General features: G+C 59.9%; 22 protein-coding genes. 11 read left to right on the top strand and 11 right to left on the bottom strand.

Translation table 11 applies throughout. The features are described 5' to 3' along the window. Positions 1-79 precede the first annotated feature (79 nt). From ACH6CX_RS08935 to ACH6CX_RS08915, 5 genes are all read right to left on the bottom strand, one after another. Positions 80-646 (bottom strand): YceI family protein, encoded by a 567-nt coding sequence (locus ACH6CX_RS08935; RefSeq protein WP_233006311.1) that lies wholly within the window; start codon positions 644-646, stop codon positions 80-82. 38 nt (positions 647-684) lie between these two features. Continuing rightward, complete coding sequence (locus tag ACH6CX_RS08930; protein ID WP_396675321.1) at positions 685-1,299, bottom strand: cytochrome b; 615 nt, start codon at positions 1,297-1,299, stop codon at positions 685-687. A gap of 180 nt (positions 1,300-1,479) precedes the next feature. Next, the gene (locus ACH6CX_RS08925) at positions 1,480-2,151 is read right to left on the bottom strand and encodes a hypothetical protein (protein WP_233006309.1); all 672 of its coding nucleotides are present in this window, start codon (positions 2,149-2,151) and stop codon (positions 1,480-1,482) included. 108 nt (positions 2,152-2,259) lie between these two features. After that, on the bottom strand, positions 2,260-3,213 hold the full coding sequence (gene corA / locus ACH6CX_RS08920; protein WP_237062672.1) for a magnesium/cobalt transporter CorA: 954 nt from the start codon (positions 3,211-3,213) through the stop codon (positions 2,260-2,262). A gap of 125 nt (positions 3,214-3,338) precedes the next feature. Further along, entirely contained in the window at positions 3,339-3,776 is a 438-nt protein-coding gene (locus tag ACH6CX_RS08915; protein ID WP_237062670.1) for a host attachment protein, read from the bottom strand. 295 nt (positions 3,777-4,071) lie between these two features. Here ACH6CX_RS08915 and ACH6CX_RS08910 point away from each other — a divergent pair, with 295 nt between their 5' ends. The 3 genes from ACH6CX_RS08910 (at position 4,072) to ACH6CX_RS08900 (ending at position 5,876) form a co-directional block, all read left to right on the top strand. Next, positions 4,072-4,500, top strand: a complete 429-nt coding sequence (locus ACH6CX_RS08910) for an Hsp20/alpha crystallin family protein (protein ID WP_233006306.1) — start codon at positions 4,072-4,074, stop codon at positions 4,498-4,500. A gap of 95 nt (positions 4,501-4,595) precedes the next feature. Continuing rightward, complete coding sequence (locus tag ACH6CX_RS08905; RefSeq protein WP_233006305.1) at positions 4,596-5,015, top strand: CBS domain-containing protein; 420 nt, start codon at positions 4,596-4,598, stop codon at positions 5,013-5,015. Positions 5,016-5,306: 291 nt separating this feature from the next. Further along, on the top strand, positions 5,307-5,876 hold the full coding sequence (locus ACH6CX_RS08900) for an alkylphosphonate utilization protein (RefSeq protein WP_233006304.1): 570 nt from the start codon (positions 5,307-5,309) through the stop codon (positions 5,874-5,876). On the opposite strand, the gene ACH6CX_RS08895 is transcribed toward ACH6CX_RS08900, so the two are convergent. Then, positions 5,873-6,289 (bottom strand): hypothetical protein, encoded by a 417-nt coding sequence (locus ACH6CX_RS08895; RefSeq protein ID WP_233006303.1) that lies wholly within the window; start codon positions 6,287-6,289, stop codon positions 5,873-5,875. The genes ACH6CX_RS08900 and ACH6CX_RS08895 overlap by 4 nt on opposite strands. A gap of 343 nt (positions 6,290-6,632) precedes the next feature. On the opposite strand from ACH6CX_RS08895, the gene ACH6CX_RS08890 reads away from it, so the two are divergent. The 4 genes from ACH6CX_RS08890 (at position 6,633) to ACH6CX_RS08875 (ending at position 10,593) form a co-directional block, all read left to right on the top strand. Further along, positions 6,633-7,643 (top strand): AraC family transcriptional regulator, encoded by a 1,011-nt coding sequence (locus ACH6CX_RS08890; protein WP_233006302.1) that lies wholly within the window; start codon positions 6,633-6,635, stop codon positions 7,641-7,643. A gap of 317 nt (positions 7,644-7,960) precedes the next feature. Continuing rightward, positions 7,961-9,091 carry an S-(hydroxymethyl)glutathione dehydrogenase/class III alcohol dehydrogenase gene (locus ACH6CX_RS08885; protein ID WP_237062668.1) on the top strand — a complete coding sequence of 377 codons (1,131 nt, stop codon included), beginning with the start codon at positions 7,961-7,963 and terminating at the stop codon, positions 9,089-9,091. Positions 9,092-9,105: 14 nt separating this feature from the next. Further along, on the top strand, positions 9,106-9,963 hold the full coding sequence (gene fghA / locus ACH6CX_RS08880; RefSeq protein ID WP_233006300.1) for an S-formylglutathione hydrolase: 858 nt from the start codon (positions 9,106-9,108) through the stop codon (positions 9,961-9,963). 225 nt (positions 9,964-10,188) lie between these two features. After that, positions 10,189-10,593 carry a GFA family protein gene (locus ACH6CX_RS08875; RefSeq protein WP_233006299.1) on the top strand — a complete coding sequence of 135 codons (405 nt, stop codon included), beginning with the start codon at positions 10,189-10,191 and terminating at the stop codon, positions 10,591-10,593. Between the two features lie 67 nt (positions 10,594-10,660). On the opposite strand, the gene ACH6CX_RS08870 is transcribed toward ACH6CX_RS08875, so the two are convergent. The 4 genes from ACH6CX_RS08870 to ACH6CX_RS08855 form a co-directional block, all read right to left on the bottom strand. Continuing rightward, positions 10,661-11,287 carry a hypothetical protein gene (locus tag ACH6CX_RS08870; RefSeq protein ID WP_233006298.1) on the bottom strand — a complete coding sequence of 209 codons (627 nt, stop codon included), beginning with the start codon at positions 11,285-11,287 and terminating at the stop codon, positions 10,661-10,663. A 77-nt stretch (positions 11,288-11,364) separates the two neighbouring features. After that, the gene (locus tag ACH6CX_RS08865) at positions 11,365-12,033 is read right to left on the bottom strand and encodes a DsbA family oxidoreductase (RefSeq protein ID WP_233006297.1); all 669 of its coding nucleotides are present in this window, start codon (positions 12,031-12,033) and stop codon (positions 11,365-11,367) included. A gap of 134 nt (positions 12,034-12,167) precedes the next feature. Then, positions 12,168-12,911 carry a sulfite exporter TauE/SafE family protein gene (locus tag ACH6CX_RS08860; RefSeq protein WP_233006296.1) on the bottom strand — a complete coding sequence of 248 codons (744 nt, stop codon included), beginning with the start codon at positions 12,909-12,911 and terminating at the stop codon, positions 12,168-12,170. Then, positions 12,911-13,621, bottom strand: a complete 711-nt coding sequence (locus ACH6CX_RS08855) for a pirin family protein (RefSeq protein ID WP_233006295.1) — start codon at positions 13,619-13,621, stop codon at positions 12,911-12,913. Before ACH6CX_RS08855 ends, ACH6CX_RS08860 begins: the two co-directional genes overlap by 1 nt. Before the next feature lie 195 nt (positions 13,622-13,816). Between ACH6CX_RS08855 and ACH6CX_RS08850 the strand changes: the two genes are divergently transcribed. The 3 genes from ACH6CX_RS08850 (at position 13,817) to ACH6CX_RS08840 (ending at position 19,734) form a co-directional block, all read left to right on the top strand. Further along, positions 13,817-14,497, top strand: coding sequence for a type 1 glutamine amidotransferase domain-containing protein (locus ACH6CX_RS08850; protein WP_237062666.1), 681 nt, complete (start codon positions 13,817-13,819; stop codon positions 14,495-14,497). A 636-nt stretch (positions 14,498-15,133) separates the two neighbouring features. After that, positions 15,134-17,548: a TonB-dependent receptor gene (locus ACH6CX_RS08845; RefSeq protein ID WP_396675320.1), complete on the top strand. Its 2,415-nt coding sequence runs from the start codon at positions 15,134-15,136 to the stop codon at positions 17,546-17,548. 155 nt (positions 17,549-17,703) lie between these two features. Further along, the gene (locus ACH6CX_RS08840) at positions 17,704-19,734 is read left to right on the top strand and encodes a tetratricopeptide repeat-containing sulfotransferase family protein (RefSeq protein WP_233006292.1); all 2,031 of its coding nucleotides are present in this window, start codon (positions 17,704-17,706) and stop codon (positions 19,732-19,734) included. Positions 19,735-19,873: 139 nt separating this feature from the next. Here ACH6CX_RS08840 and ACH6CX_RS08835 read toward each other — a convergent pair whose 3' ends face one another. Then, positions 19,874-20,071, bottom strand: coding sequence for a hypothetical protein (locus ACH6CX_RS08835; protein WP_233006291.1), 198 nt, complete (start codon positions 20,069-20,071; stop codon positions 19,874-19,876). Between the two features lie 453 nt (positions 20,072-20,524). Between ACH6CX_RS08835 and ACH6CX_RS08830 the strand changes: the two genes are divergently transcribed. Continuing rightward, positions 20,525-21,949 (top strand): mechanosensitive ion channel family protein, encoded by a 1,425-nt coding sequence (locus ACH6CX_RS08830; RefSeq protein ID WP_396675319.1) that lies wholly within the window; start codon positions 20,525-20,527, stop codon positions 21,947-21,949. The last annotated feature ends 9 nt before the right edge of the window (positions 21,950-21,958 follow it).

Raw genomic sequence — 21,958 nt, 5'->3', positions numbered from 1 at the left:
CGGCAGGCGCATATGCCGCGCACAAAAAAGCCCGGCATGTGCCGGGCTTTCGGGTAATGGATGTAAGCCGTTATCAGATTCAGATACGGATACCTTCCACGTCCAGGATCATCTCCACGGTCTGGGAAGCCGGGCCCAGGTCGTACATGATGCCGAAGTCTTTCAGGGCAAATTCGGTGGTGCCGGTGAAGCCCTGGCGATAGCCGCCCCATGGGTCCTGGCCGCCGCCGACGTGCTCAACGTCGATCACGATCGGCTTGGTCACGCCGTGCAGGGTCAGTTCGCCGCTGAGCTTGCCCTTGCCCTCGCCCACGGGCTCGTAGCTGGTGCTCTTGAAGGTGGCGGTGGGGTATTTTTCCACATGCAGGAAGTCCTCGCCGCGCAGGTGCTTGTCGCGCTCGGCGTGGTTGCTGTCGATGCTGGCCACATCGATTTCCACATTGATGGAGGAGTCAGCGGGTTTCTTTTCGTCGTACTCGAAAGAACCGCTGAACTCATCAAAGCGGCCATAGAGCCAGCTGTAGCCCAGGTGCTTGATGCGGAACTGGATAAAGGCGTGGGCGCCCTTGGTGTCGATCTTGTACTCGGCCGCCTGGGCGGTGGCGCCTATCAGGGCGGCGAACAGGAAAATGGCGATTTTCTTCATTGTCGTTCCTCGGTCTTCAGTGATTGGTGGAGTGGTGATTATTTAGTCAGTTCGGCGGTTTCGTTCATACCTGACTCGTTACGGCGCCCGACCGGCGCTGGATTACCGCGCAGGCCCAGCATACGGCGCAGGGTGGCGTCGCGGTCTACAAAGTGATGCTTGAGGGCGGCCAGGGCATGCAGGGCCACCAGCCCCATCAGGGTCCACGCCAGCACCTCGTGTATTTCCCCGGCCAGGTCTTCCTGGTTGGCCTGTCCCTGCAGGGTGGCGGGAACCTCGAACCAGCCAAATACGCTGATGGCACGGCCATCCGCAGTGGAGATCAGGTAGCCGGAAACCATGATGGCCAGCAGCAGCAGGTAGAGACCGCCGTGCGCCGCCCGTGCCGCCAGCGCCTGCCAGCGCGGTGTGCCCGGCACATCCTGGGGGTGCGGATTCATGGCCTTCCACACCAGGCGCAGCAGCAACAGTGCCAGCAGCAGGATGCCAATGCCCTTATGGATCTCCGGGCCCTGGCGATACCAGGGGTCGTAGTAGGACAGCTGGCGCATCCACCAGCCCAGCGCAAACATGCCGATAATTGCCGGGGCCATCAGCCAGTGCAGGGCGATGGCCATCCAGCCGTATTGCTGTTTGCTGTTCCTGGCCGCCACAGGTCTCCTCCCGTTTTACTGGATTTTCTATGGCGTCGGGCGGTTACCGCTTACGGAACCGCACACCAGCCCTGGATGATGAAGGGAGTGTAAATAAATTGCGACGATGCCTTCCAGCGAAAAAAGGCGGAGTAACCTTTCGATTTATTAGAAATGGCTGCTGGCCGGTGTTTGCGGCACTTAGTGTGGCGTACCGCGGAGCCCCTCGCGCTGGGCGGCGTCCAGGACCCGCTCCAGGTCAGCGCGATCCACGCCGGGTGATCGACGCGCCAGCTGGTCTGCCAGCCAGGCGGTGGAATGGTGGTCGCCATCCAGTGCCAGCTGCTCTAGCTGCCAGATGACCCGCAGCAGCAGTGGGGTTTCCAGCACGTGGGTGCCGGCGGCTTCCTGGCCGGAAAAGAGATGGGGTTCCAGCTGCTCCAGGTCTTCCCGGCGCACCACCAGCTCCGCCAGGGTGGGATACCAGCGGCTGCTGAAGGGTTCGGGCCTGTGGCGACGGTCAAAAGTGATGCGCAGGCGGTCGCCGTTGGCGTCTTCCAGCAGTGGGGTGTCCTGTTCGAATGCGGGCAGTGCTGGGTGGTGGCGCAGGATATCGGCAATTGCGTGCCAGTCGCTGTGGTCTTCCCCGCACAGTCGCAGTGGGGTGTCGAGGGTGGTCACTTCCGGGCGCCCCATATAGGCCACCTGCTGGCCGGGGCGGTACCAGTACAGGTCCAGCTGGTGCTCCTCGGCCAGGTCGGCCAGGTCGGCGCCGCTGAGCGGCTCCTCCGAGAGGGCGCTCAGGTGATCGACGGCCTGCTGCACGCTGAGCCAGCGCTTGCGGTGAAAATTCTTGTGGGTCGGTGTCACCATTTTCTTCTCCGGTTGCTGTGTACCGGTGCGCGAAATCTTGCTGCAGGACAAAGAATTCTAGCAGCTGGGCGGCACATCCTGCCGTAGTAAAAGGCGCCAGAGGGGCCGTTACAGCCAGCCCTTTATCTTGAAATACAGGTAAGGTGCCACCCCGGCGAGGACCATCAGGCCCAGCGCGAAGGGGTAGCCCAGTTCCCAGTCCACCTCCGGCATGAACTCAAAATTCATGCCGTAGATACTGGCCACCATTGTCGGGGGCAGGAACACCACCGCGGCGATAGAGAAAATCTTGATGATCTGGTTCTGTTCGATGTTGATGAAGCCCTGGGTGGAGTCCATCAGGAAGTTGATCTTGTCGAACAGGAAGCTGGTATGGGCGGAGAGCGTGTCGATATCGCGGATGACATCCCGAAACCGCTCCTGCTGATCGCCATCGATCTGTATATGTCGTTGCAGGAAGGTGATGGAGCGGCGTGTATCCATCAGGCACAACAGGACTTTGCCGTTGCTGTCCTCCACCTTGGCCAGCTGGTCGATGGCATCTTCCAGTTCTGCGGACTCATCCTCCAGAACCATGTAGCTGACTTCCCCCAGCTTCAGGTGGATATCCTCCAGCGCGTCAGCCAGGTTTTCCGCCTTCTGCTCGAACACCTCGACGACCAGCTCCTGCGCACTACGGGCCTCCACGCCGCCACGGCGGGCCCGCATACGCAGCAGGCGAAAATCTGCCAGTTCAGTGTCGCGGACAGTAATCAGCCGGTCCGGCTGCAGGATGAAGGCCACGGTGGACGTGTCGTGGCGACCCTCGCTCTGGGTGAGGAACAGCGAGTGAATGTGCACGCCCGCGGCGTCGATAAAGTAGCGCGCCGAGGCCTCGATTTCCTCCACATCCTCTGATTCCGGCAGTTCAGTCCGCAGCAGCTCCTCCAGCAGCTCCCGCTCCTGTTCTTCCGGCTCCTGGATATCAATCCAGACAGCCTCGGCCAACTGCTTCGGTTCCGGCGGGGTGGCAGCCGCTGCTTCGCTGATTCTGCCGCGCCTGATATCGAAAAGTCTCAGCATTGCCTTGTCCGTGTGGCGATCGGGTTGGAACCATAGTAAAGCAGACTGTCGGGGGGAGCTAACCGCAAGCTGGATACGGTAAGGGCACGGTCTGGAGCCGTGCCCGGTAGCGTCTGTGGTGAGGTTCAGAGCAAGTGGGGAAGTTGTGAGCGTATTTCCTCTGGTGCGCAATGGACCACGTTTTTGCCTGACTCACCGGCGATGGTAGCCCGTGTCGGTGGGTCCAGTTCATCGCGCAGGTTCCCTACCATTTGCGGCTCGGCAATGATGTAGAGTTTCTCATAGCGCCCCTCCTGGCGACCCCGCTCGAGCGCATGGGCCAGCTCCTTTGCGAACCTGCTGCCCGCCCGGTTATGGAGCTCGCGCGGGTTACCCATCCCATGACGCCCTTCGCCCCCGCTGTCGAATGACCGCCCGGGGCCGTCTGAGTAAAGTTCAGTGCCCTTCATGCGTGCTTCCGGGTAGATCATGCCTTCTACTTCGTGGAGGTTCCCCGTGGCATTGGTTGCCTCAAAGAGTCGGGCGTGGGACTGGTTTGCTACGAGCACCCAGGAAATGGCCATGGCAAGTTCCTCGCTAACAGTGTCTTATGCCATTTTAGTTGAACGCGGCGCCATCCAGCTGGGAATAAAAGTATATTCGGAGCGCTCTTTAGACCTCCCCGGCATAGAAGATCCATGTTTTTGGCCTGCAGGAAAGGCCATCCTGTCCCGCTGTTGCCCACGCTGCCGATCAGTTCCTGCAGCCCTACCAATCAATGCCGCTCTCCCTACAATTCGGGCGCAGGGGAGCCTTGCCGGGGTTTTTCCCCGAGAGCGGGTTTCCACCTACCGGCGCAAGTTTGCGGAGGAACTGTTTATGAGCTTGATACCGAGGGGATCACTACTGGATCTCGACAATATATTTGACCAGTGGATGTCTACGGGACGCGCTGGCGGCGAGGGGAAGGAAGGCTTCTTTTCTCCCCGAATCGATATCAGGGAAACCGAGGATAGTTATGAAATCAGTGCAGAAGTGCCCGGGGTGAACAAGGATGATATCAGCGTCACGCTGGAAAATGGCGTGCTCACCATCGAGGCGGAAGTGCACCAGGAAGACAAGGAGGAAAAAGAGGGGCGCGTGATCCGCCAGGAGCGACGCTACGGTAAGTACATGCGCAGTTTCAACCTGGGCACGGATATCAGTGAAGAGGAAATTGATGCGAGTTTCAAGGACGGGGTGCTGACGCTTACGGCGCCCAAGCGCAAGGAGCCCGAGCCCCGTCACCACCGGATTGAAATTCACTAAAGCAAGCGCCGCCCCGCGGCGCTGACTAATCCTGCATATTAACCAGGGGCTGTCGTCCGGTTGTCAATCGGGGGGCGCCCGGGGAGGAGGTTCCCATGAACGTAAAAGAGGCAATGCACGAGGGTGTCACCTGGTGTTCACCGGATACCCCGCTATCAGAAGTGGCAAAAATTCTCCGCGACGAGGATATTGGTGCTGTTCCCATCGGCGAGAATGATCACCTCATTGGTATGGTCACCGACCGGGATATCACGTGCCGGGGCGTGGTGGAGGGTAGCGAGCTTTCCTCGATGACTGCCCGTGACGTGATGACGGAGGGTATCGAGTGGTGCTGGGAAGACGATGATATGCACGAAGCCCTCCACAAAATGGAGTCACTGCAGCTACGCCGGATGCCGGTGATGAACAGCGAGAAGCGTTTGGTCGGCATCCTGAGCCTGGGGGACATTTCCCACTCCCTGGCGCAGAATGAAATCGGTGAGTTTGCAGCGAGCGTATCCGCCCATCACGGCTAGGAGCGCCTGGAACCACATTGCCGGAGCGGCGCTATATGGCCCCAGGATGGATTTAGGGCCGATGAGCGCTCGACTCCGGTGGATTGCATTTAGCGGAGATAGATCGATACCTGCCCCGGCCGGCGAATGTCGCCACCGGGGCGTGTTTTATCCGCTTTTGCCAGCCTTGTGCCCAGTACCGCAACCCGGCCGCCCGGGGCATCGGCTTGGCAGTCGCCGGCTGGCGGGTATAATGCGCGCCGCTTCCGACCGGCTACCCGGCCGGGCGGAATAAATGAGGGACCCTATAAGATGAATGAACAGCAGCTCCGCCAGCGCAGTGGCGAAAAATGTGAGCTATGCGGTGATGGCAGCGAGCTGGGCGTATACAGCGTGCCGCACTCCGAGGGGCGCAGCGACACCGAAATCCTTGTCTGTGGCCGCTGCCGGTCACAGCTGGAGGGGGAGCAGCCCCTCGACAGTGATCACTGGCGCTGCCTGGGCGACAGTATGTGGAGCCAGGTGCCGGCGGTGCAGGTGCAGGCCTGGCGATTGCTGAAGCGGCTCAGCGGCGAAACCTGGGCCCAGGACCTGCTGGATATGCTTTACCTCGATGACGACCTGCGCCACTGGGCCGAGGCGGGCGCTACTGTGGCCGAAAGCGAGCGGGTGGTACAGCGTGACTGTAATGGCGTCGAGCTGCGGGCCGGGGATACGGTCACTGTCATCAAGGACCTGGATGTAAAAGGCACCAGCATTGTTGCCAAGCGCGGCACGGCAGTGCGCGGCATCAGCCTGACCGATAACCCGGAGCAGATCGAGGGGCGCGTCAATGGCCAGCGTATTGTCATCCTGACCAGGTTTGTCAAAAAGACCGGCTAGTGCTCGCGGCTGGATTGTCCGGGGCGGTGATGGGCCTCCTCCAGCACTACCTGCCCCCGGTACATTTTTTTCCGCTGCTGCCGCCGGGGTTGGGACGCATCGTGCAGGGATAGTTCGTCACCATAGATCATGGCGTAAATGTCCCGGTTTTCCTGCAGGATTGGCTGGCCGCGATACAGGCGGGGGGCCGGTTCATCGCCAGTACTAAAAGGCGCGCCGCGCAGTTTTTCCAGTTGCGCAATCATATGCCGCGTGTCCCCGTCCACGGTCTTGTGCTTTGCCCGGGCGAGGTGCTGCTCAAAAGCATATTCTGAGAAGCGGAGGCTGATATCGAATTCCGCCTGCAGCCGTTTGCGCAACTTGCGCAGCAGCGTGAGCGCCTCTGCGCTCATCAACCAGTGATGATTGTCCATAGAGGCTGTCCCTTTGGTTGCTGTTGAATATAGTGCGTTCACCCTGAGCTGGAGCAAGTTTCAGGCCAGCATCTGCGCCGTTGCAGCAGTTACAGGAGACTGTGGCCGCTCGCGAACTGATGCGCCCGGCACCCGCACGCTTCAGTACCTGCAGCGACGCTGTGGGTTTATCCAATGGCTCCCTGGAGTGCACCACTGTGGCACAGGCAGCCTGGCGAAGGCGTTAAGTTGTGCACGCATCATTAGTGATTGAATTTACTTCGCCACCGGCACAGTGGTTGCAAGCCCGGGGAGGGCTGTGCCACCGGGTCGGTAAGCGAGAAAAGGACCCCCAGAAGAATCGATGAAACCGAATTACGAAATTCGCAGTGGCGCCCTGGCGGGATTCAACCAGCTGGTGCCCCATCTTGGCGGCGATCCGTCCGTGCTGTTGGCCCGGGTGGGCCTGCCGGAAGACTGTATGCGGCGCCCGGACCTGCTGGTGCCGATTGCCACCCTGTGCCGGTTGCTGAATATCTGCGCGGAAGAGTTGCAGTGCCGGGACTTCGGTGTACGGCTGGCTGCCATGCAGGGGATGCGGATGCTCGGGGCGCTGGGCCAGCTGCTCGATAATGTCGACCTGGAAACCGCACTGTCGGTGACCCAGCGCTATATGGCATTGCACAACCAGGCGGAGCACTGGCGTATGCGGGTCGAGGGGGAGCAGCTGATTGCCGAGCGCTACGACCACTTCGAGGGACCCATCGATGCGCGCCAGTACCGGGAGCTCTCCATGGCGGCCTGCTACCGCCTGATGCTGGACCTTGCCGGCAAGGACGTGCGTCCCCGCATGGTGACCTTCCGCCAGCAGCCCGTGGCCGACCCGCAACGGCTCCGGGACTTCTTCCACACGGAGGTATTTTTCGGCCAGGAGCACGACTGCCTGGTGTTTGATGCCGCTATTGCCCGCCGCCCGGTGTGCCCCCCCAGTGGCAGCCTGCTACGGTATTTCCAGGAGTTCACGAGCCAGCTGCTGGCGGAACACCAGGAAAGTGTGGCGGCACAGGTGGAGACGCTGATTCTGCAGACCCTTGGCGCGCAGCGCCACAGCCTGGCCCAGGTGGCCGGCCTGATGGGGATGCCGGCCCGGACCCTGCAGCGGCGGCTCAGTGCCGAGGGCACTTCCTTCAAGCAGCTGGTGCAGGATGCGCGCATGCAGACCGCCCGCTGGCACCTGCGCTCTTCCAGTATCGACATCAACCTGCTGTCTGCCACGCTGGGTTACACCGATATCAGTGCCTTCTCCAAGGCATTTCGCGCCATTCACGGCAAGTCACCGTTACAGTGGCGCAAGCAGCAGCGCGAGTCGGGTTGAATCTGTCGCTCCAGAACCTCAACCATTGCCGGAATGGCGCGCCAAGTCACACGCAGCAAGGGCACAAACGCTTATCGTTATTACCCCGGCAATGAGATATTGTCGGGGTAATGCTGCACATGGATGTGCAGCCGCCGAGCGTAGCGCGGGCGCAAGCCCCTGAAATACAAGAAGATCCACGCATCTTCGCCAGTATTTCATGGGCGCCAAACAAATATTTCAGGACGAAATATTTGTTTGCCAGAATAATAGCTACCCTACCGGTGCGGCAGGTTCCCGCACCGGGGCACCAACTGATAATCACTGCAGGAGCACTCATGAGCGCAGAGCCGATCCAATGCAAGGCCGCCGTGGCCTGGAAGGCGGGGGAGCCGCTTTCCATCGAGACCGTCGAAGTGATGCCGCCGCAAAAGGGCGAGGTCCGCATCAAGCTGGTAGCTACGGGTGTCTGTCATACCGATGCCTTCACGCTTTCCGGCGAGGACCCGGAGGGGAATTTCCCCGCGATTCTCGGTCATGAAGGCGGCGGTATCGTCGAGTCCGTTGGTGAGGGGGTGACCAGTGTGGCGGTCGGGGATCATGTAATCCCGCTCTACACACCGGAATGCGGCGAATGCAAGTTCTGTAAGTCGGGAAAGACCAACCTGTGCCAGAAGATCCGTGATACCCAGGGCAAGGGGCTGATGCCCGATGGTACCTCGCGCTTTTCTGTCGACGGAAAGCCCATCTACCACTACATGGGCACGTCCACTTTTTCCGAGTACACGGTACTGCCGGAAATTGCCCTGGCGAAGGTGAACCCGGAAGCGCCGCTGGAGGAAGTCTGCCTGCTGGGCTGTGGGGTTACCACGGGCATGGGGGCAGTGATGAACACAGCGAAGGTGGAAAAGGGCGCAAGCGTGGCCATCTTCGGCCTGGGCGGCATTGGCCTGTCGGCGGTGATTGGCGCACGTATGGCTGGGGCCGGGCGTATTATCGGTATCGATATCAATACGTCAAAGTTCGATCTGGCGAAAAAGCTCGGGGCCACCGAGTGCATCAACCCGAAAGACTACGACAAGCCCATCCAGGAAGTGATCGTCGAACTTACCGATGGCGGTGTCGACTATTCGTTCGAATGTATCGGCAACGTGGATGTAATGCGCTCGGCGCTGGAGTGCTGCCACAAGGGCTGGGGAGAATCAGTGATTATCGGTGTGGCCGGTGCCGGACAGGAAATCTGCACGCGGCCATTCCAGCTGGTGACCGGCCGAGTCTGGCGCGGGACCGCCTTCGGTGGTGTGAAGGGGCGCTCTGAACTGCCGGATTATGTGGAGCGCTACCTGGCCGGGGAATTCCCGCTGCAGGACTTTATTACCCACACCATGCCGCTGGAAAAAATCAATGAGGCTTTTGACCTGATGCATGAGGGCAAGAGCATCCGCAGCGTCATTCATTTTGAACAGTAACGGGGGCTTCGGTGATGACTCTGGAACGAATCAGCAGCACAAAAGTATTCGATGGCAGGCAAGAACGGTATCGGCATCACTCAGAGACGCTGGACTGTGAAATGCACTTTGCCATCTTCCTGCCGCCACTTGCCGAGCGGATGGAGAAAGCCCAGCGATTTCCGGTTCTGTATTGGCTGTCGGGCCTTACCTGCACGGATGAGAATTTCAGCCAGAAAGCGGGCGCACAGCGTATGGCCGCGGAATTGGGTATTGCACTGGTGATCCCGGATACCAGCCCGCGGGGAGACGCGGTGGCGGACGATGAGGGCTATGACCTGGGTCAGGGGGCAGGTTTCTACCTCAACGCCACGCAGGATCCATGGAAGCGCCATTACCGTATGTATGATTATGTGCTGGAGGAATTGCCGGCGCTGGTGGAGGGCAATTTCCCGCTAACCGGCCGCCGCGCGATCGCCGGGCACTCTATGGGTGGCCACGGCGCCCTGGTACTGGCGCTGCGCAACCCGGGGCGTTTTACCTCGGTCTCGGCGTTCAGCCCGATCAGCAACCCCATCTCCTGTCCCTGGGGCGAAAAAGCGTTCAGTGCCTACCTGGGAGGGGACCGCAGTAGCTGGGAGGAGTACGATGCCACGGTTCTGGTCAGCCGGGCGACAGAGCACCTGCCAATGCTGGTTTCCCAGGGGGAAGACGATGAGTTCCTCGAGACCCAGCTCAAGCCGGACGCCCTGGAGGCCGCTGCAGAGGCGGCGGGGTACCCGGTGAGGATTGACCATCACGCAGGCTACGACCACAGCTACTACTTTATCGCCAGTTTTATCGAGCAACACCTGCGCTTTCATGCGGATTACCTGCTGAAGCCGGACGGATAACCGGCTAGCCTTCCCGCTCGATATGCTCATGGACGGGCCGGCAGTGCCCGCTCCGGTAGGACAGGATTGTGTACGGATCGGTCACGACGGGGCCCGGGCGAAATGGGTGCTATCCTTCGCAAAGCGTGCGGGTAAACTGTTCACGAGACGTCGATGCCTGCCGGGTGGTGTATGGCAGGTCGCCAGGCAGTGCCCGTTCAATTCGCCACCATGGAGCAAGGTCTGATGGCTGCAAGCTACACGTTCAGCTGCGATTGCGGAGCCGTTGAATTTACCGTCGAGGGAGCCCCCAAGGTGCGGGGCTTCTGCCACTGCGCCGATTGCCGCAACTTCCTCAAGGTTCCCTACCACTCGGTGGATGTGTGGGAGAAGGACCAACTGACGGTGAATAAGGGCGAGGACAAACTGGCTGAGTTCCAGCACCCGGAGAAAAAGATGAAACGATTCTTCTGTTCCGAGTGCGGGGATACCCTGTTCAACAGCAACAGTGCCGACTGGCGGGTGGTATCCCAACTGCTGGTGCGCCGCAACAATGACGGAGAGCTGCCCGAGGCCCTGGCGCCCCAGAGTCACTTTTACTACGGCGAGCGCATCGTCGATATCGACGACGACCTGCCCAAAAAAGAATAGTGGGGCGCGCTCACCTGTCACCGGGATTCCCGCACAACCCGCCAGCCCGTACTATCCTGGTGGCGTTTTAGCTTTCGGAGCCCCAGGGGGCGGGGGGCAGTTCGACTTCCTCGCCCAGGTCAAACTCGACCCGGAATTTTCGGCCAGTCGGGCGCGTCAGCTCGTAGGCGAACATTTCGCCCGGGTGAACTTCCATGGCCCAGGTGTTTGTGACCGAGGCATCGAGCCCCTCCCGCTGGAACATGGCGATGGATTCGGCATCCACGGGGAATTCCTGGCGGGTGGCAGTACCTGCACCAGCACTGTCACCACCGTACATGGTGACGGCATCGGCGCTGCCATCCTCGTGGCGATGGTCGTGTTTCAGGCGCAGGCCGCTCTCGGTGCGGGTGAGGATCCAGGTGCGCGAGTGGTCATCGCCCACATGGAAAGGAATGCGCAATTCCTTCCGTGGGGTATCACAGCCGCGTACGTGCATCACCAGAGCCTTGTTGGCAAACGGGTCCGCCTGGTCGGTTGCGGGTTCATTGGCAACGATGCGGCCGGCAAACGCCTTGCCGCAGTATTCGGCGATGCTGGACAGGAACTTGTCCGCGGGCTGCGCAGTCGCCTGCTGCTGTTTATCCGGTGTACAGGCCGAGAGGATCAACAGGGAGCCGGCGATTGCGCCAACAAGTGTTTTCCGGGGGAGCATTTTTATTTTTCCTTTTTCCTTTTTCCTTTTTCCTTTTTCCTTTTTCCTTTTGCCGTTGTCGTTGCCGGGTGGCTCGGTCAGTCGGTGCTGCTTTCTCCGCTTTCGTCGATGATCTGCTGCAACTGTTGCTCGAATGTGGCGACTTCCTGGGCGCCGCTGATGGCGTACTGGCGATTGAATACGAATAGCGGTACACCCTGCACGCCCTGGCCGGCAATCAGCTGTTCCAGTTCGCGGACCTGGTCGGCATAAGCCTGCTCCTCCAGGACCTGGCGTGCCCGATCCCTGTCCAGCCCCACTTCCCCGGCGGCCTGGACCAGGACTTCGGTATCGCCAACATTCCTGCGCTCGCCGAAAAAATCCTCGAACAGGCGTATGCTGAGTTCATTCTGCTTGCCCTGTTCGGCAGCCCAGTGCAGCAGTTGGTGCGCATTGAAGGTGTTGTACATGCGCATGTCGTCGCTGTAGTTGAAGGTGAAGCCCACGTCTGCACCCAGGTCGGTGAGTCGCTGGCGTGCCTCGATGCTCTCCTGAGGGGTGGTGCCGTATTTCTCTGCCAGGTGCTCGCGCAGGTTCTGGCCTTCGCCTGGCATTTGCGGGTTGAGCTCGAATGGCAGCCACGAAATGGTGGGCTCGATACTGTATTCGAACCGCTCCAGGGCCTGGAGCAGGCGGTAGTAGCCAATGACACACCAGGGGCAGACAACGTCGGAAACTATCTCAATATGTACGGGCAGCTTCTTCATGGGACCTTCAGTTTCTGTGGCGGGGTGTTGGCCCCGCGTATGTCTATTGTTTCATTGTAGTTGGGGGGCATGAGCGGAAATTCAATGGCCGGGCGGGCATCCAGTGGGCTGCACGAACTGTCACATCAGGCCCGCTAGCGGAGGCTTGCCTGGACAACCAGTAATAGGCCGGAGCCCAACAGCAGTCCGCGGCAGCAGAGCATAAACATCCGGTCCTGGATGCGTCCCTGGATATGCCTGCCCAGCCAGGTGCCCAGCAGGGCCACCGGCAGGAGGGCCAGTGATGCCAGGAAGACGTCCGCTCCCCACTCCCCGGTTAGCAGGTAGGGGATCACCTTGATGAGGTTCATAATGCCGAAGAAGATGCCAGCCGTGGCCAGCCATGTCAGCTTCGGTAACTGGCGGGCGATCAGGTAGATATTGACGGGCGGGCCGCCGGCGTGGATCAGTGTACTGGTGAGGCCACTGATTCCCCCCCATAGCCACGCGGCGCCCCTCATGCCGCCGAGTACCGGGGCGAGCCGTTGCCACAGGGCAAAGACGATGGAGATTATGCCAAGGGTCAGCTTGAGGGCCTGCTCGGGCATACTGCCCAGCATCAGGCCGCCAGCGACAATGCCCAGTAGCGCGGCGGGTACCACGGCGCGCAGTTCGGGCCAGCTCGCATGGTGGCGGTAGTACTGGATGGTTTTTACATCCATGACCAGCAGTAGTGGCAGCACCAGGAACACCGCCTGGGGAATGGGCATTACCAGTGCCAGCAGTGGTACTGCCACTACCCCGGCTCCTCCCGCAAAACCGGACTTGGATATTCCGGTCAGCACAACCCCGATGAGGGCCAGCAGCCAGAACAGGGGGTTGCCTGCCAGGGCCTCCATCAACGCCTCTGTTGTCGATTGGCGGGGAGGTCGAACCACAGGGCCTCGATACCGCTTTCCCCGGCGGAGACTTGTCGCTCCCGCCCGATATTCATCCCCAGGCCATCACCGGCCCTTAACTCGATATCGCCGGCACCGGCGCTGCCGCCAATGACGTGCAGGTAGCCGCAGCGCTCGCCTGTGGCGAGCGGTACTGCCTCTCCCGGCTCCAGTCGCAGGCGATAGAGACTGGCATCCTGGTGTATGTGCAGGCTTCCATCGCGCCCGTCAGGAGTCACCAGCGCTGTCAGGGGACCCTGCTGGGGAATGTTCGCCTGTTCGTAGCCCGGTTCAATACCGGTGACTGCGGGTTCGATCCAGATCTGCAGGAAGCGCAGGCTTTCGGTGGGCGATGCGTTGAACTCGGAGTGTTGGATACCGGTGCCCGCCGACATGCGCTGCACTTCCCCGGCCGGCAGCAGGAAGCTGTTGCCCAGGCTGTCGCGGTGCTCAATCGCGCCCTCGAGCACGTAGGATATAATTTCCATATCCCGGTGCCCGTGGGCACCGAAGCCCCGGCCGCCCCTGACCCGGTCATCATTGATTACGCGCAGGACGGAAAATCCCATATGGCGTGGATCGAAATAACTGCCGAAGGAAAATGAGTGGCGGCTATCCAGCCAGCCGAAATTAGCCTGCCCGCGCTCATCCGCTCTTCTCAGGTAGTCCATCGTCTACCTCCTGCCGTAGCCCAATAACAGCGCAATCATAAGCGGCGGGCAGCCGCGGTTAAATCGCATAATTCCTGCAGGTTTGCTGGATTAAATCGAATGGTCTGCTGTACTTGCGGGAGCTGCGTTGATCTTGGTGCTTGCCCTGAGCGTAGGTCGAAAGACGTTTTCCAACAACAGAAGGAGGCATATCCCATGGCGGATCGAAAGGTGCTATTTGTCCTGACCGGTCATGAAAAGCTGGGGGATACCGGGGATAAGACCGGTTTCCACCTGTCAGAGGCGGCACAGCCCTGGAAGGTCCTGCGGGAGGCCGGCTTTCAGGTGGACTTTGCTACCCCGGAGGGAGGTGAGGCCCCGATTGATCCCGGCAGCCTGGATCTCGACGATCCTGTCAATCGCGAATTTACTGAGAGCGAGGACGTGAATGCCAAGCTCAGGCCCACCCCGGCGCTCGGGGACCTGGACCTGGGCAATTATGACGCGCTCTATTTCCCCGGGGGCCACGGCACCATGTGGGATCTCCCGGATCATACTGGAGTGCAGGCCGCCATCCGCGATATGTACGAAGCCGGCAAGGTGGTGGGCGCCGTCTGTCACGGGCCGGCTGCATTCGTGAATGTGAAACTCTCCAATGGCGAATGGCTGGTGGACGGCAAGACCCTGTCGGCTTTCACCGATGAGGAGGAGAGGGCGGTGGAAAAGGACGGGATTGTGCCCTTCCTGCTGGCGTCAAAGCTGAAAGAGCGCGGGGCGAAGCACGAGAAGGCGGACAACTTTGACAAGTCAGTTTCTGTCGACGACCGCCTGGTAACCGGGCAAAACCCCGCATCGGCCCGGGGGGTCGGTGAGGCGATTCGCGAACTGTTGCAGTGAAGCGCTGCCGATTGTGGGCCCGGGCGTAAGCCCGGGTGCTGCACTGGCTCCGGCTTGGCTGGCCGGGGCCGGCCCTATCTCCCTTTCCCTCATAGACCTGTGTGCCGCATACGGGCTGTTCCCTGAAGCGGATGGCGCAGGCTCTCTATCCTGCTTTCGAACATGGTTGGTATTGCGGCAATCCCGGTAATCCATTCCCTGATTTCCATTGATCTCAAATCAATAAGCTGCCTATTTTTCGTTCAGTACCGGTCAGTCTTTAGAGTTCAAGGTAGTTTTGTTGTCTAGTTATTAATCAAGCAATAATCTTTTTGTGATGCACATTTGTCTTTCCTCCACGAATTTGCAAAAATTCGCCGCAAATAAAGGCAATTTGCAGATCGTGATCGCGGTTGCTCCCCTGTCTTATGCTCCATGAAGGGCTCTCAGGCCACTTCAGTGTCGGGGCAGAATTCCAAAAATAATTACATCACTAAATTTTTCAGCGGGATGGAATCGGTTGGTGTCCGTGGGATACCGGCAGTGCGCCTGTAACTGTTGCCTGTGGCCGCGTGGCGGCCTCCGGGAATGCCCCTTATTTGGGGGGCAGCGGTTTTCAATGATTGAAATCAACCTCAGGAAAGCAAGGAGAACTTTGTGTTCGAGAAAAATAAACTGCATAGCGCAGTGATCGCCGCCTCAGCGGCGCTGCTGGGCAGTGCGGCCGTCGAGGCAGCACCCAGGCAGATCGAGGAAGTCACAGTGACTGCCACCAAGCGCGCGTCCAGCGCGCAGGATATTCCGGTGACCGTCCAGGCGCTGGGCGAGCAGAACCTGGAAAACCTCAACGTCACCAACTTCGATGACTATATTCGCCATATGCCCAATGTGACCTCTGGCGGTCGCGGGCCGGGCCAGTCATCCATCTATATTCGTGGTATGGCCACCGACACCATCGCCACCCAGCTCTCCCAGGCCAATGGCACCGCGCCGAATGTTGCCCTGTATGTGGACGAGGCACCGGTCAGTGTCGGCGGCCGCAACCTGGATGTCTACGTCACCGATATCGAGCGGGTGGAAGTTCTGAAGGGGCCGCAGGGCACCCTGTTCGGTGCCAGCTCCCAGGCAGGTACCGTGCGCCTGATCACCAACAAGCCGGTCATCGACGAGTTCGAGCTGGGCATCGAGGCGGGCCTCGCCACCACCAAGGACGGCGAGATGTCCGACACACTCGAGTCGGTAATAAACCTGCCACTGGTGGATGGTAAGCTGGCTGCCCGTGTTGCCGCTTACCAGTCCAATGAAGGTGGCTACATCGATAATGTGGCCGGCACTTACACCCCGGACCCGGAAGTAAACCCGGCCTGGGCAGGCCTGCCGGTGGAAAGCGCCACCAACGAAGACCTGGTGGAAGAGGACTTCAACGATGCCAGCTACCGCGGTGCGCGGATCGGGGTTAAATACCTGATCAACGACAACTGGGAAGCGCTGGTACAGCACACGCACCAAGACCTGGATGCCGATGGTGTTTTCGACCACGACCCGGAAGACGTGGGCGACCTGGAAGTGCAGCGCTACTTTGAGGATTCCCTCGAGGACAGCTTCGATCTCACCAGCTGGACCCTGGAAGGGCGCCTGGCAGCACTCGATGTGGTCTACACCGGTGCCTACCTGGATCGCGAAGTCGAGCAGTCCATGGACTACACCGGCTACAACGATGTCGGTGGTTACGTGGCCTATTACACCTGCGACTATGTCGACAGCTGCTACGACCCCACCAAGGGTTACGTGGGCCTGGTGGAGAACACCCGCACCAGCCATGAGTTGCGCTTCTCCACCCCGGAAGACTATGCCCTGCGCCTGACCGCCGGCGCCTTCTACGAAGACGTGGAGATCCTTGACCGCGGCAACTTTGTCTACAACTCCATCGTTGACCTGGGCTTCCCCCAGAACTATCCGCGCGGCTGGTCCCCGGATACTACCGACCCGAACAAGGCTACCGTCATTGACCCCAGTGCGCGTCCCGCGGGTGTAGCCTTCTTCAACGATATTACCCGCACGGAAGAGCAGCTGGCGTTCTTCGGTGAGCTGTCCTACGACCTGACCGACCAGTTCACCGCAACCGTAGGCGTGCGCCAGTACGATATCGATGTGGAACTGCTGGGTTCCGCCAACTCCTCGTTCGGTAACTCGCCGCTGTTCAGTGAGGGTGTCGACCTGGACCAGTTCGGTGACAACCTGGATTCCAAGTGGGCCGAGGCCGGCGTGGAAACACCGCTCAACGAGAGCGACGTGATTACCAAGTTCACCCTGAGCTACACACCGAACAGCGATGTACTGCTGTACGCTACCTATTCCGAAGGCTTCCGTCCGCCCGCATTCAACCGCGGTGGTGGCAACGGCAACGAGACCACCACGGTGCCGTACACTGTGACCACCGATACCGTGGACAACTACGAAGCCGGCTGGAAGACCAGCCTCTCGGATTACAGCCTGCAGTTCAACGGCAGCATCTACCAGGTGGACTGGTCCAATATCCAGACCTCGGTCTTCGACCCGAGCGTCTACTTCCTGTTCTACCTGGATAATGCCCTGGATGCGCAGATCCGCGGTATCGAGGCGGACGTAACCTGGCTGCCCACGGACAACCTGCAGATTATCGGTGCGCTCTCCTACAATGACACCGAGATCACCAAGGTTCCCGCCAGTGCCGTGAACGTGGCACCGGAAGGCAGCGAGCTGGCCCTGTCCCCGCCCCTGCAGATGAACCTGCGCGCGCGTTACGACTGGACCGTGTCCGGTTTCGATGCCTATTGGCAGGTGGGCGCGCAGTACAGTGATGAGGCCTGGAGCTCCATCGTGGTACAGCCCAACGACCGCTTCCGCCAGGACGCCTACACCACGGTAGACGCCTCTGTCGGCATGCGCGAGATGAACTGGGGTGCCGAGCTGTATGCGGAGAACCTCACTGATGAGCGTGCGGAGCTGTTTATCAATACGCTGGATAACTCCAAGCGCATCACCACCAACCGTCCGCTTACCATGGGCGTGCGGCTGACCTATGACTTCTGATCCCTGATCGGTAAGTCATGACCGGGCTGCCCCTTCCGCGAGCGGGAGGGGCAGCCCTGGTGGACAGCGGATTCGTTTTTGCCTTTGGGGAGAGAAGCGAATCCGTTGCCCATCCGGGCCCAGGATCCACTGACCGCCAACGTTGAGAATTATCCGTGTCCACAGATAGCCAGGCAGCTGATCAACAACCTTCCTCCCACGGCGGGGCCGACCAGGCAGCCCTCCGGGAAGTTCGTGGCGCCTTGAAACAGCGCGAGTTTACCCGGGCGAAGACCCTGGCGGAAAAGCTTGTGGAAGAATATCCGCAGGATAGCGAGGCCCTGTATATGCTGGCCGCAAGCCAGCGCTACCTGGGCGAACATCGACAGGCACTGGAAACCCTAGAGCAGCTGTTGGCAGTGGATGGCCGCAATGCCCGCGCATACCAGGAGCGTGGGCACAACTTCAGCCAGCTGGAAGATAACACCGCCACGATCACTGCATACCGGCATGCGGTGGAGCTGAACCCGGCACTGCACGCCAGCTGGAAGGGCCTGGCGCTGGGCCTGCGCCAGGCCGGGGAAGTCGCTGAGGCGGAACACGCGCTGCGTCAGTTCCAGCACCTGCAGAAACTGCCGCCGGAGTTGGCGAGCGCAGCGAGCCTGTTATACGAGCGCAGGCTGTACAAGGCCGAGCAGATCTGCCGCGGCTTTCTCCAGCGCCATCGTCACCACCCGGAGGCCATGCGCCTGTTGGCATTGGTGGGAGCGGAACTGGGCATCCTGGATGATGCCGATTTCCTGCTGGAAAGCTGCCTGGAGCTCTACCCGGACTTCCATCAGGCCCGCTTTGACTATATCGGGATACTGCGCAAGCGACAGAAATTTGCCGCGGCGCTGGCGCAGGCAAAAAAATTGCGTGAGGCCCAGGGTGGTCGCCAGGCGGATATCCTGTTCGCTACCCAGAGCGCCATGGTGGGGGATTACGATACCGCACTCGGGGTCTACGACGAGATCGCCAGGGCAGAGCCGCAGTTGGCCAATATACACCTGCAGCGTGGCCATACCCTGAAGACCATTGGTCGCGCGGAGGAGGCCAACGAGGCCTATCAGGCAGCCTACCGGGCGCGCGAGGACTTTGGCGATGCTTACTGGAGTCTCGCCAATATGAAGACCTATCGCTTTTCCGACGATGAAATCGAGGCCATGCAGCGCCTGCAGTCGCGACCCGACACCGCGCTGGAGGACCGCTACCATCTCTGTTTTGCGCTGGGTAAAGCCCTGGAGGATCGTAAGCAGTTCGCCGACGCGTTCGATTTCTACGAGCAGGGCAACGCATTGAAGCGGCAGGAGTCCCGCTATAGCATCGAGCAGAACCGCCGCGACACGGAACTGCAGATCGAGCACTGTACGCCGGCGTTATTTGCGCGCAACGCCGACAAAGGCTTTCCCGCGCCCGACCCGATATTCATCGTGGGCCTGCCCCGTGCTGGTTCAACGCTGATCGAGCAGATACTCTCTTCCCACTCAGAGGTCGACGGCACTCTCGAACTACACAATGTGATGGCGGCGGCACGACGGCTGGATGGTCGCCGTAGAGCCAGTGAGGTGCCTCGCTACCCGGCGGTGTTGCACGACCTGGATCCGGGGCAACTGCGAGAGCTGGGCGAGCGCTACATAGAGGAGACGCGGATACATCGAGAAGCCGCCCCCCTGTTTATCGACAAAATGCCCAACAACTTTCGCCATATTGGCCTGATCAAGTTGATGCTTCCGAATGCAAAGATTATCGATGCGCGTCGTCACCCAATGGCGTGTTGCTTCAGTGGCTTCAAGCAGCTTTTCGCCGAGGGACAGGAGTTTACCTACGGCCTGGAGACTGTAGGGGAGTATTACCGCGACTACGTGCGCCTGATGGATCACTGGGACCGGGTGCTGCCGGGACAGGTGTTGCGCGTACATTACGAAGCTGTTGTCGATGACCTGGAGGGAGAAGTGCGGCGTATACTGGGATTCTGCGGAATTCCCTTTGAGGAAGCCTGTATCGAATTCCATACGACCCAGCGTGCTGTTCGCACACCAAGTGCGGAACAGGTGCGCCAGCCAATTTACCGCGGCAGTACTGAACAGTGGCGAAACTTCGAGACCGAACTGTCCCCACTGAAGGCGATACTCGCTGATGAAATAGCGCAGTATCCGCATAATTGAATCTTTTGCTTGCCCGTTCGGCGTGGGATCGTGGCGTAGTCTGACTTGAATGGATAGCTGGCGAGTGGGTAACCCGCCTTGCGGGTTACCGGGGCTGGAGTCGCCATGGCTTTCCTGCGATGGCGACTCGCGTGAGTTGTTAGCAGTCAGTATCCTCTGCGTCGGCGCCTTCCTTCACTTCCTCGCAGGCATCCTCCACCGCATTGCCAACATCCTCGACTTTCTCGTCGATCGTTTCACCAACTTCCTCGGCATCGGTATCGCGGTCGCACCCGGCAATGCCAACGCTCAATAAAGTGGCGAAGAAAACCAGTGCCAGTTTCCTGATGATAACCATATTCTCACTCCTAGATTGGTGAACCAGTTTATGTCAGTCAGGCTCTGACAGGTTGCAGGGCCGTTTAGTTCCCGACATTCCCAACGGTTCCGGTTACCGCCGGATAGCCCTTTCCGGAAAAGATGGCGCCCAGTGAATCCCCGCAGGGGGTTGAAAGTGAGCCAGGTAACCCTCAGTACAAAAACAGCAGAATCAATTTCGTTAATCCGTGTTCAAAAAGAGCCTGGGTGTATTGGCCAGGAACCAGGAGCTGGTCGGGCTGTCCCGGATGGGTAGCTGCCCAAGTCGGATTCAATCATTTTTCAGGCAGGGGGGAATATCTTTCCAGATCGTCTCAGTGTGAGGGTGATGGCTGTGCTGCTTGTGCAGCTGCTCCTGTTGTCACCGCTTGTCCTGTCGGAGGAAAGCCAGTCTCGACCCGAAGGGCCCGCTGGTGGAGAGACTGCTGCTGGCATGCCGCCTGAATCGGCTGTTTCGGTCGCGCCGGACTCCAACGGTGGCGAGGGTCGCTTGTCCCCGGTGCAGATCGACCGGCTGGTTGAGCTGCTGGAGGATCCCGGGCAACGCAAGCAATTCCTGGGCAACCTGAAGCGGCTGCAGCAGGCCAGCGAGACTTCCCCGGGTGGGGGTGCGCTCAAGATCAGTGATGCCCTTGCGGTCGACGATGTCGCCACCGAGATAGTCCGGGATTATTCGTCATTCCTGAATGGGATTGGTCTCTCTGCGAATCAGGCAGGGAAGCTTCTGCTACTGGCCATTGCCTCGCTAATTCTGTTTATCGGTGTCGCCATCAATAACCGTGTGGCCTCTTTTGTTGACGGAAAGTTACGGCCCGGGCGCCGGCGGCTGGGAATTGCGCGGACACGCTTTTCGGTATTGTTCCAGTTGCAGCGCTGGCTTGGTTACTCTATGGCGGTGATCCTGTTTGGCTATACCGGGGTGGAACTGTTTGGCGGCGTCCTGGGTGAGCTTATTTCCAGGGAGGCGTTGCGCAACCTGGCCCAGGTGACTCTGTCTCTGTTTCTTGTACTCGCCGTGTTCTGTGCACTGTGGGAGACAATCAACGGCGTGATCGAGCACTACTTCGGTGAGCGGATGCTGTCAGCCAACGCCCGGGTGCGAACGCTCGTGCCGTTGATCCGGAACCTGCTCCTGTTTGTACTGACGGTGATGACCGGGTTGGTGTTGCTGTCGGAGTTTGATATCGATGTCATGCCGTTGTTGGCGGGTGCTGGTGTATTCGGTATTGCAATCGGTTTCGGGGCCCAGACCCTGGTCAAGGACTTCCTTACCGGTTTTACGATTCTGCTCGAGGATCTTTTGCAGGTGGAAGATATCGTGACTGTGGGCGGCCGTACCGGTGAGGTCACCAATATTTCGTTGCGAAAAATCGAACTGAGGGCGCTGGATGGTACTGTACACACCATCCCTTTCAGCGAAATTTCCGTGGTCGACAACCTGACCAAGCACTACAGCTATTACATGCTCGAAATTGGTGTGGCCTATCGCGAAGATACCGATGAGGTCATTGATTGCCTGCTCGCAGTGGATAAGGAGCTGCGGCAGAGCGATGAGTTTGGTCCATTGATCCTCGAGCCGCTCGAAGTCCTGGGAGTCGATGCATTCGCGGACAGTGCAGTCGTGATCAAGGCCCGCACCAAGACGCGGGCGCACGAGAAGTGGCGTGTTGGGAGGGAGTTTAACCGCCGCATCAAGCAAAAGTTCGACCGTGAGGGGATTGAGATTCCCTTTCCCCACCAGACGGTTTACTTCGGTGAAGACAAGTCCGGCCAGGCGCCGCCTGCGAAGGTTGAGCTGCGAGAGCGGGTCGGGCGCGATAAGCCGGTTGGTGTCATGGAGAAGGCCGGGAATGGTTGACGGGCAGGC

It is taken from the genome of Microbulbifer sp. JSM ZJ756, from assembly GCF_044383805.1.
GTDB classification, from domain to species: Bacteria; Pseudomonadota; Gammaproteobacteria; order Pseudomonadales; family Cellvibrionaceae; genus Microbulbifer; species Microbulbifer zhoushanensis.
Note: the sequence above shows the minus strand (reverse complement) of the source record. Positions and strands in the feature narration are given on the sequence as shown.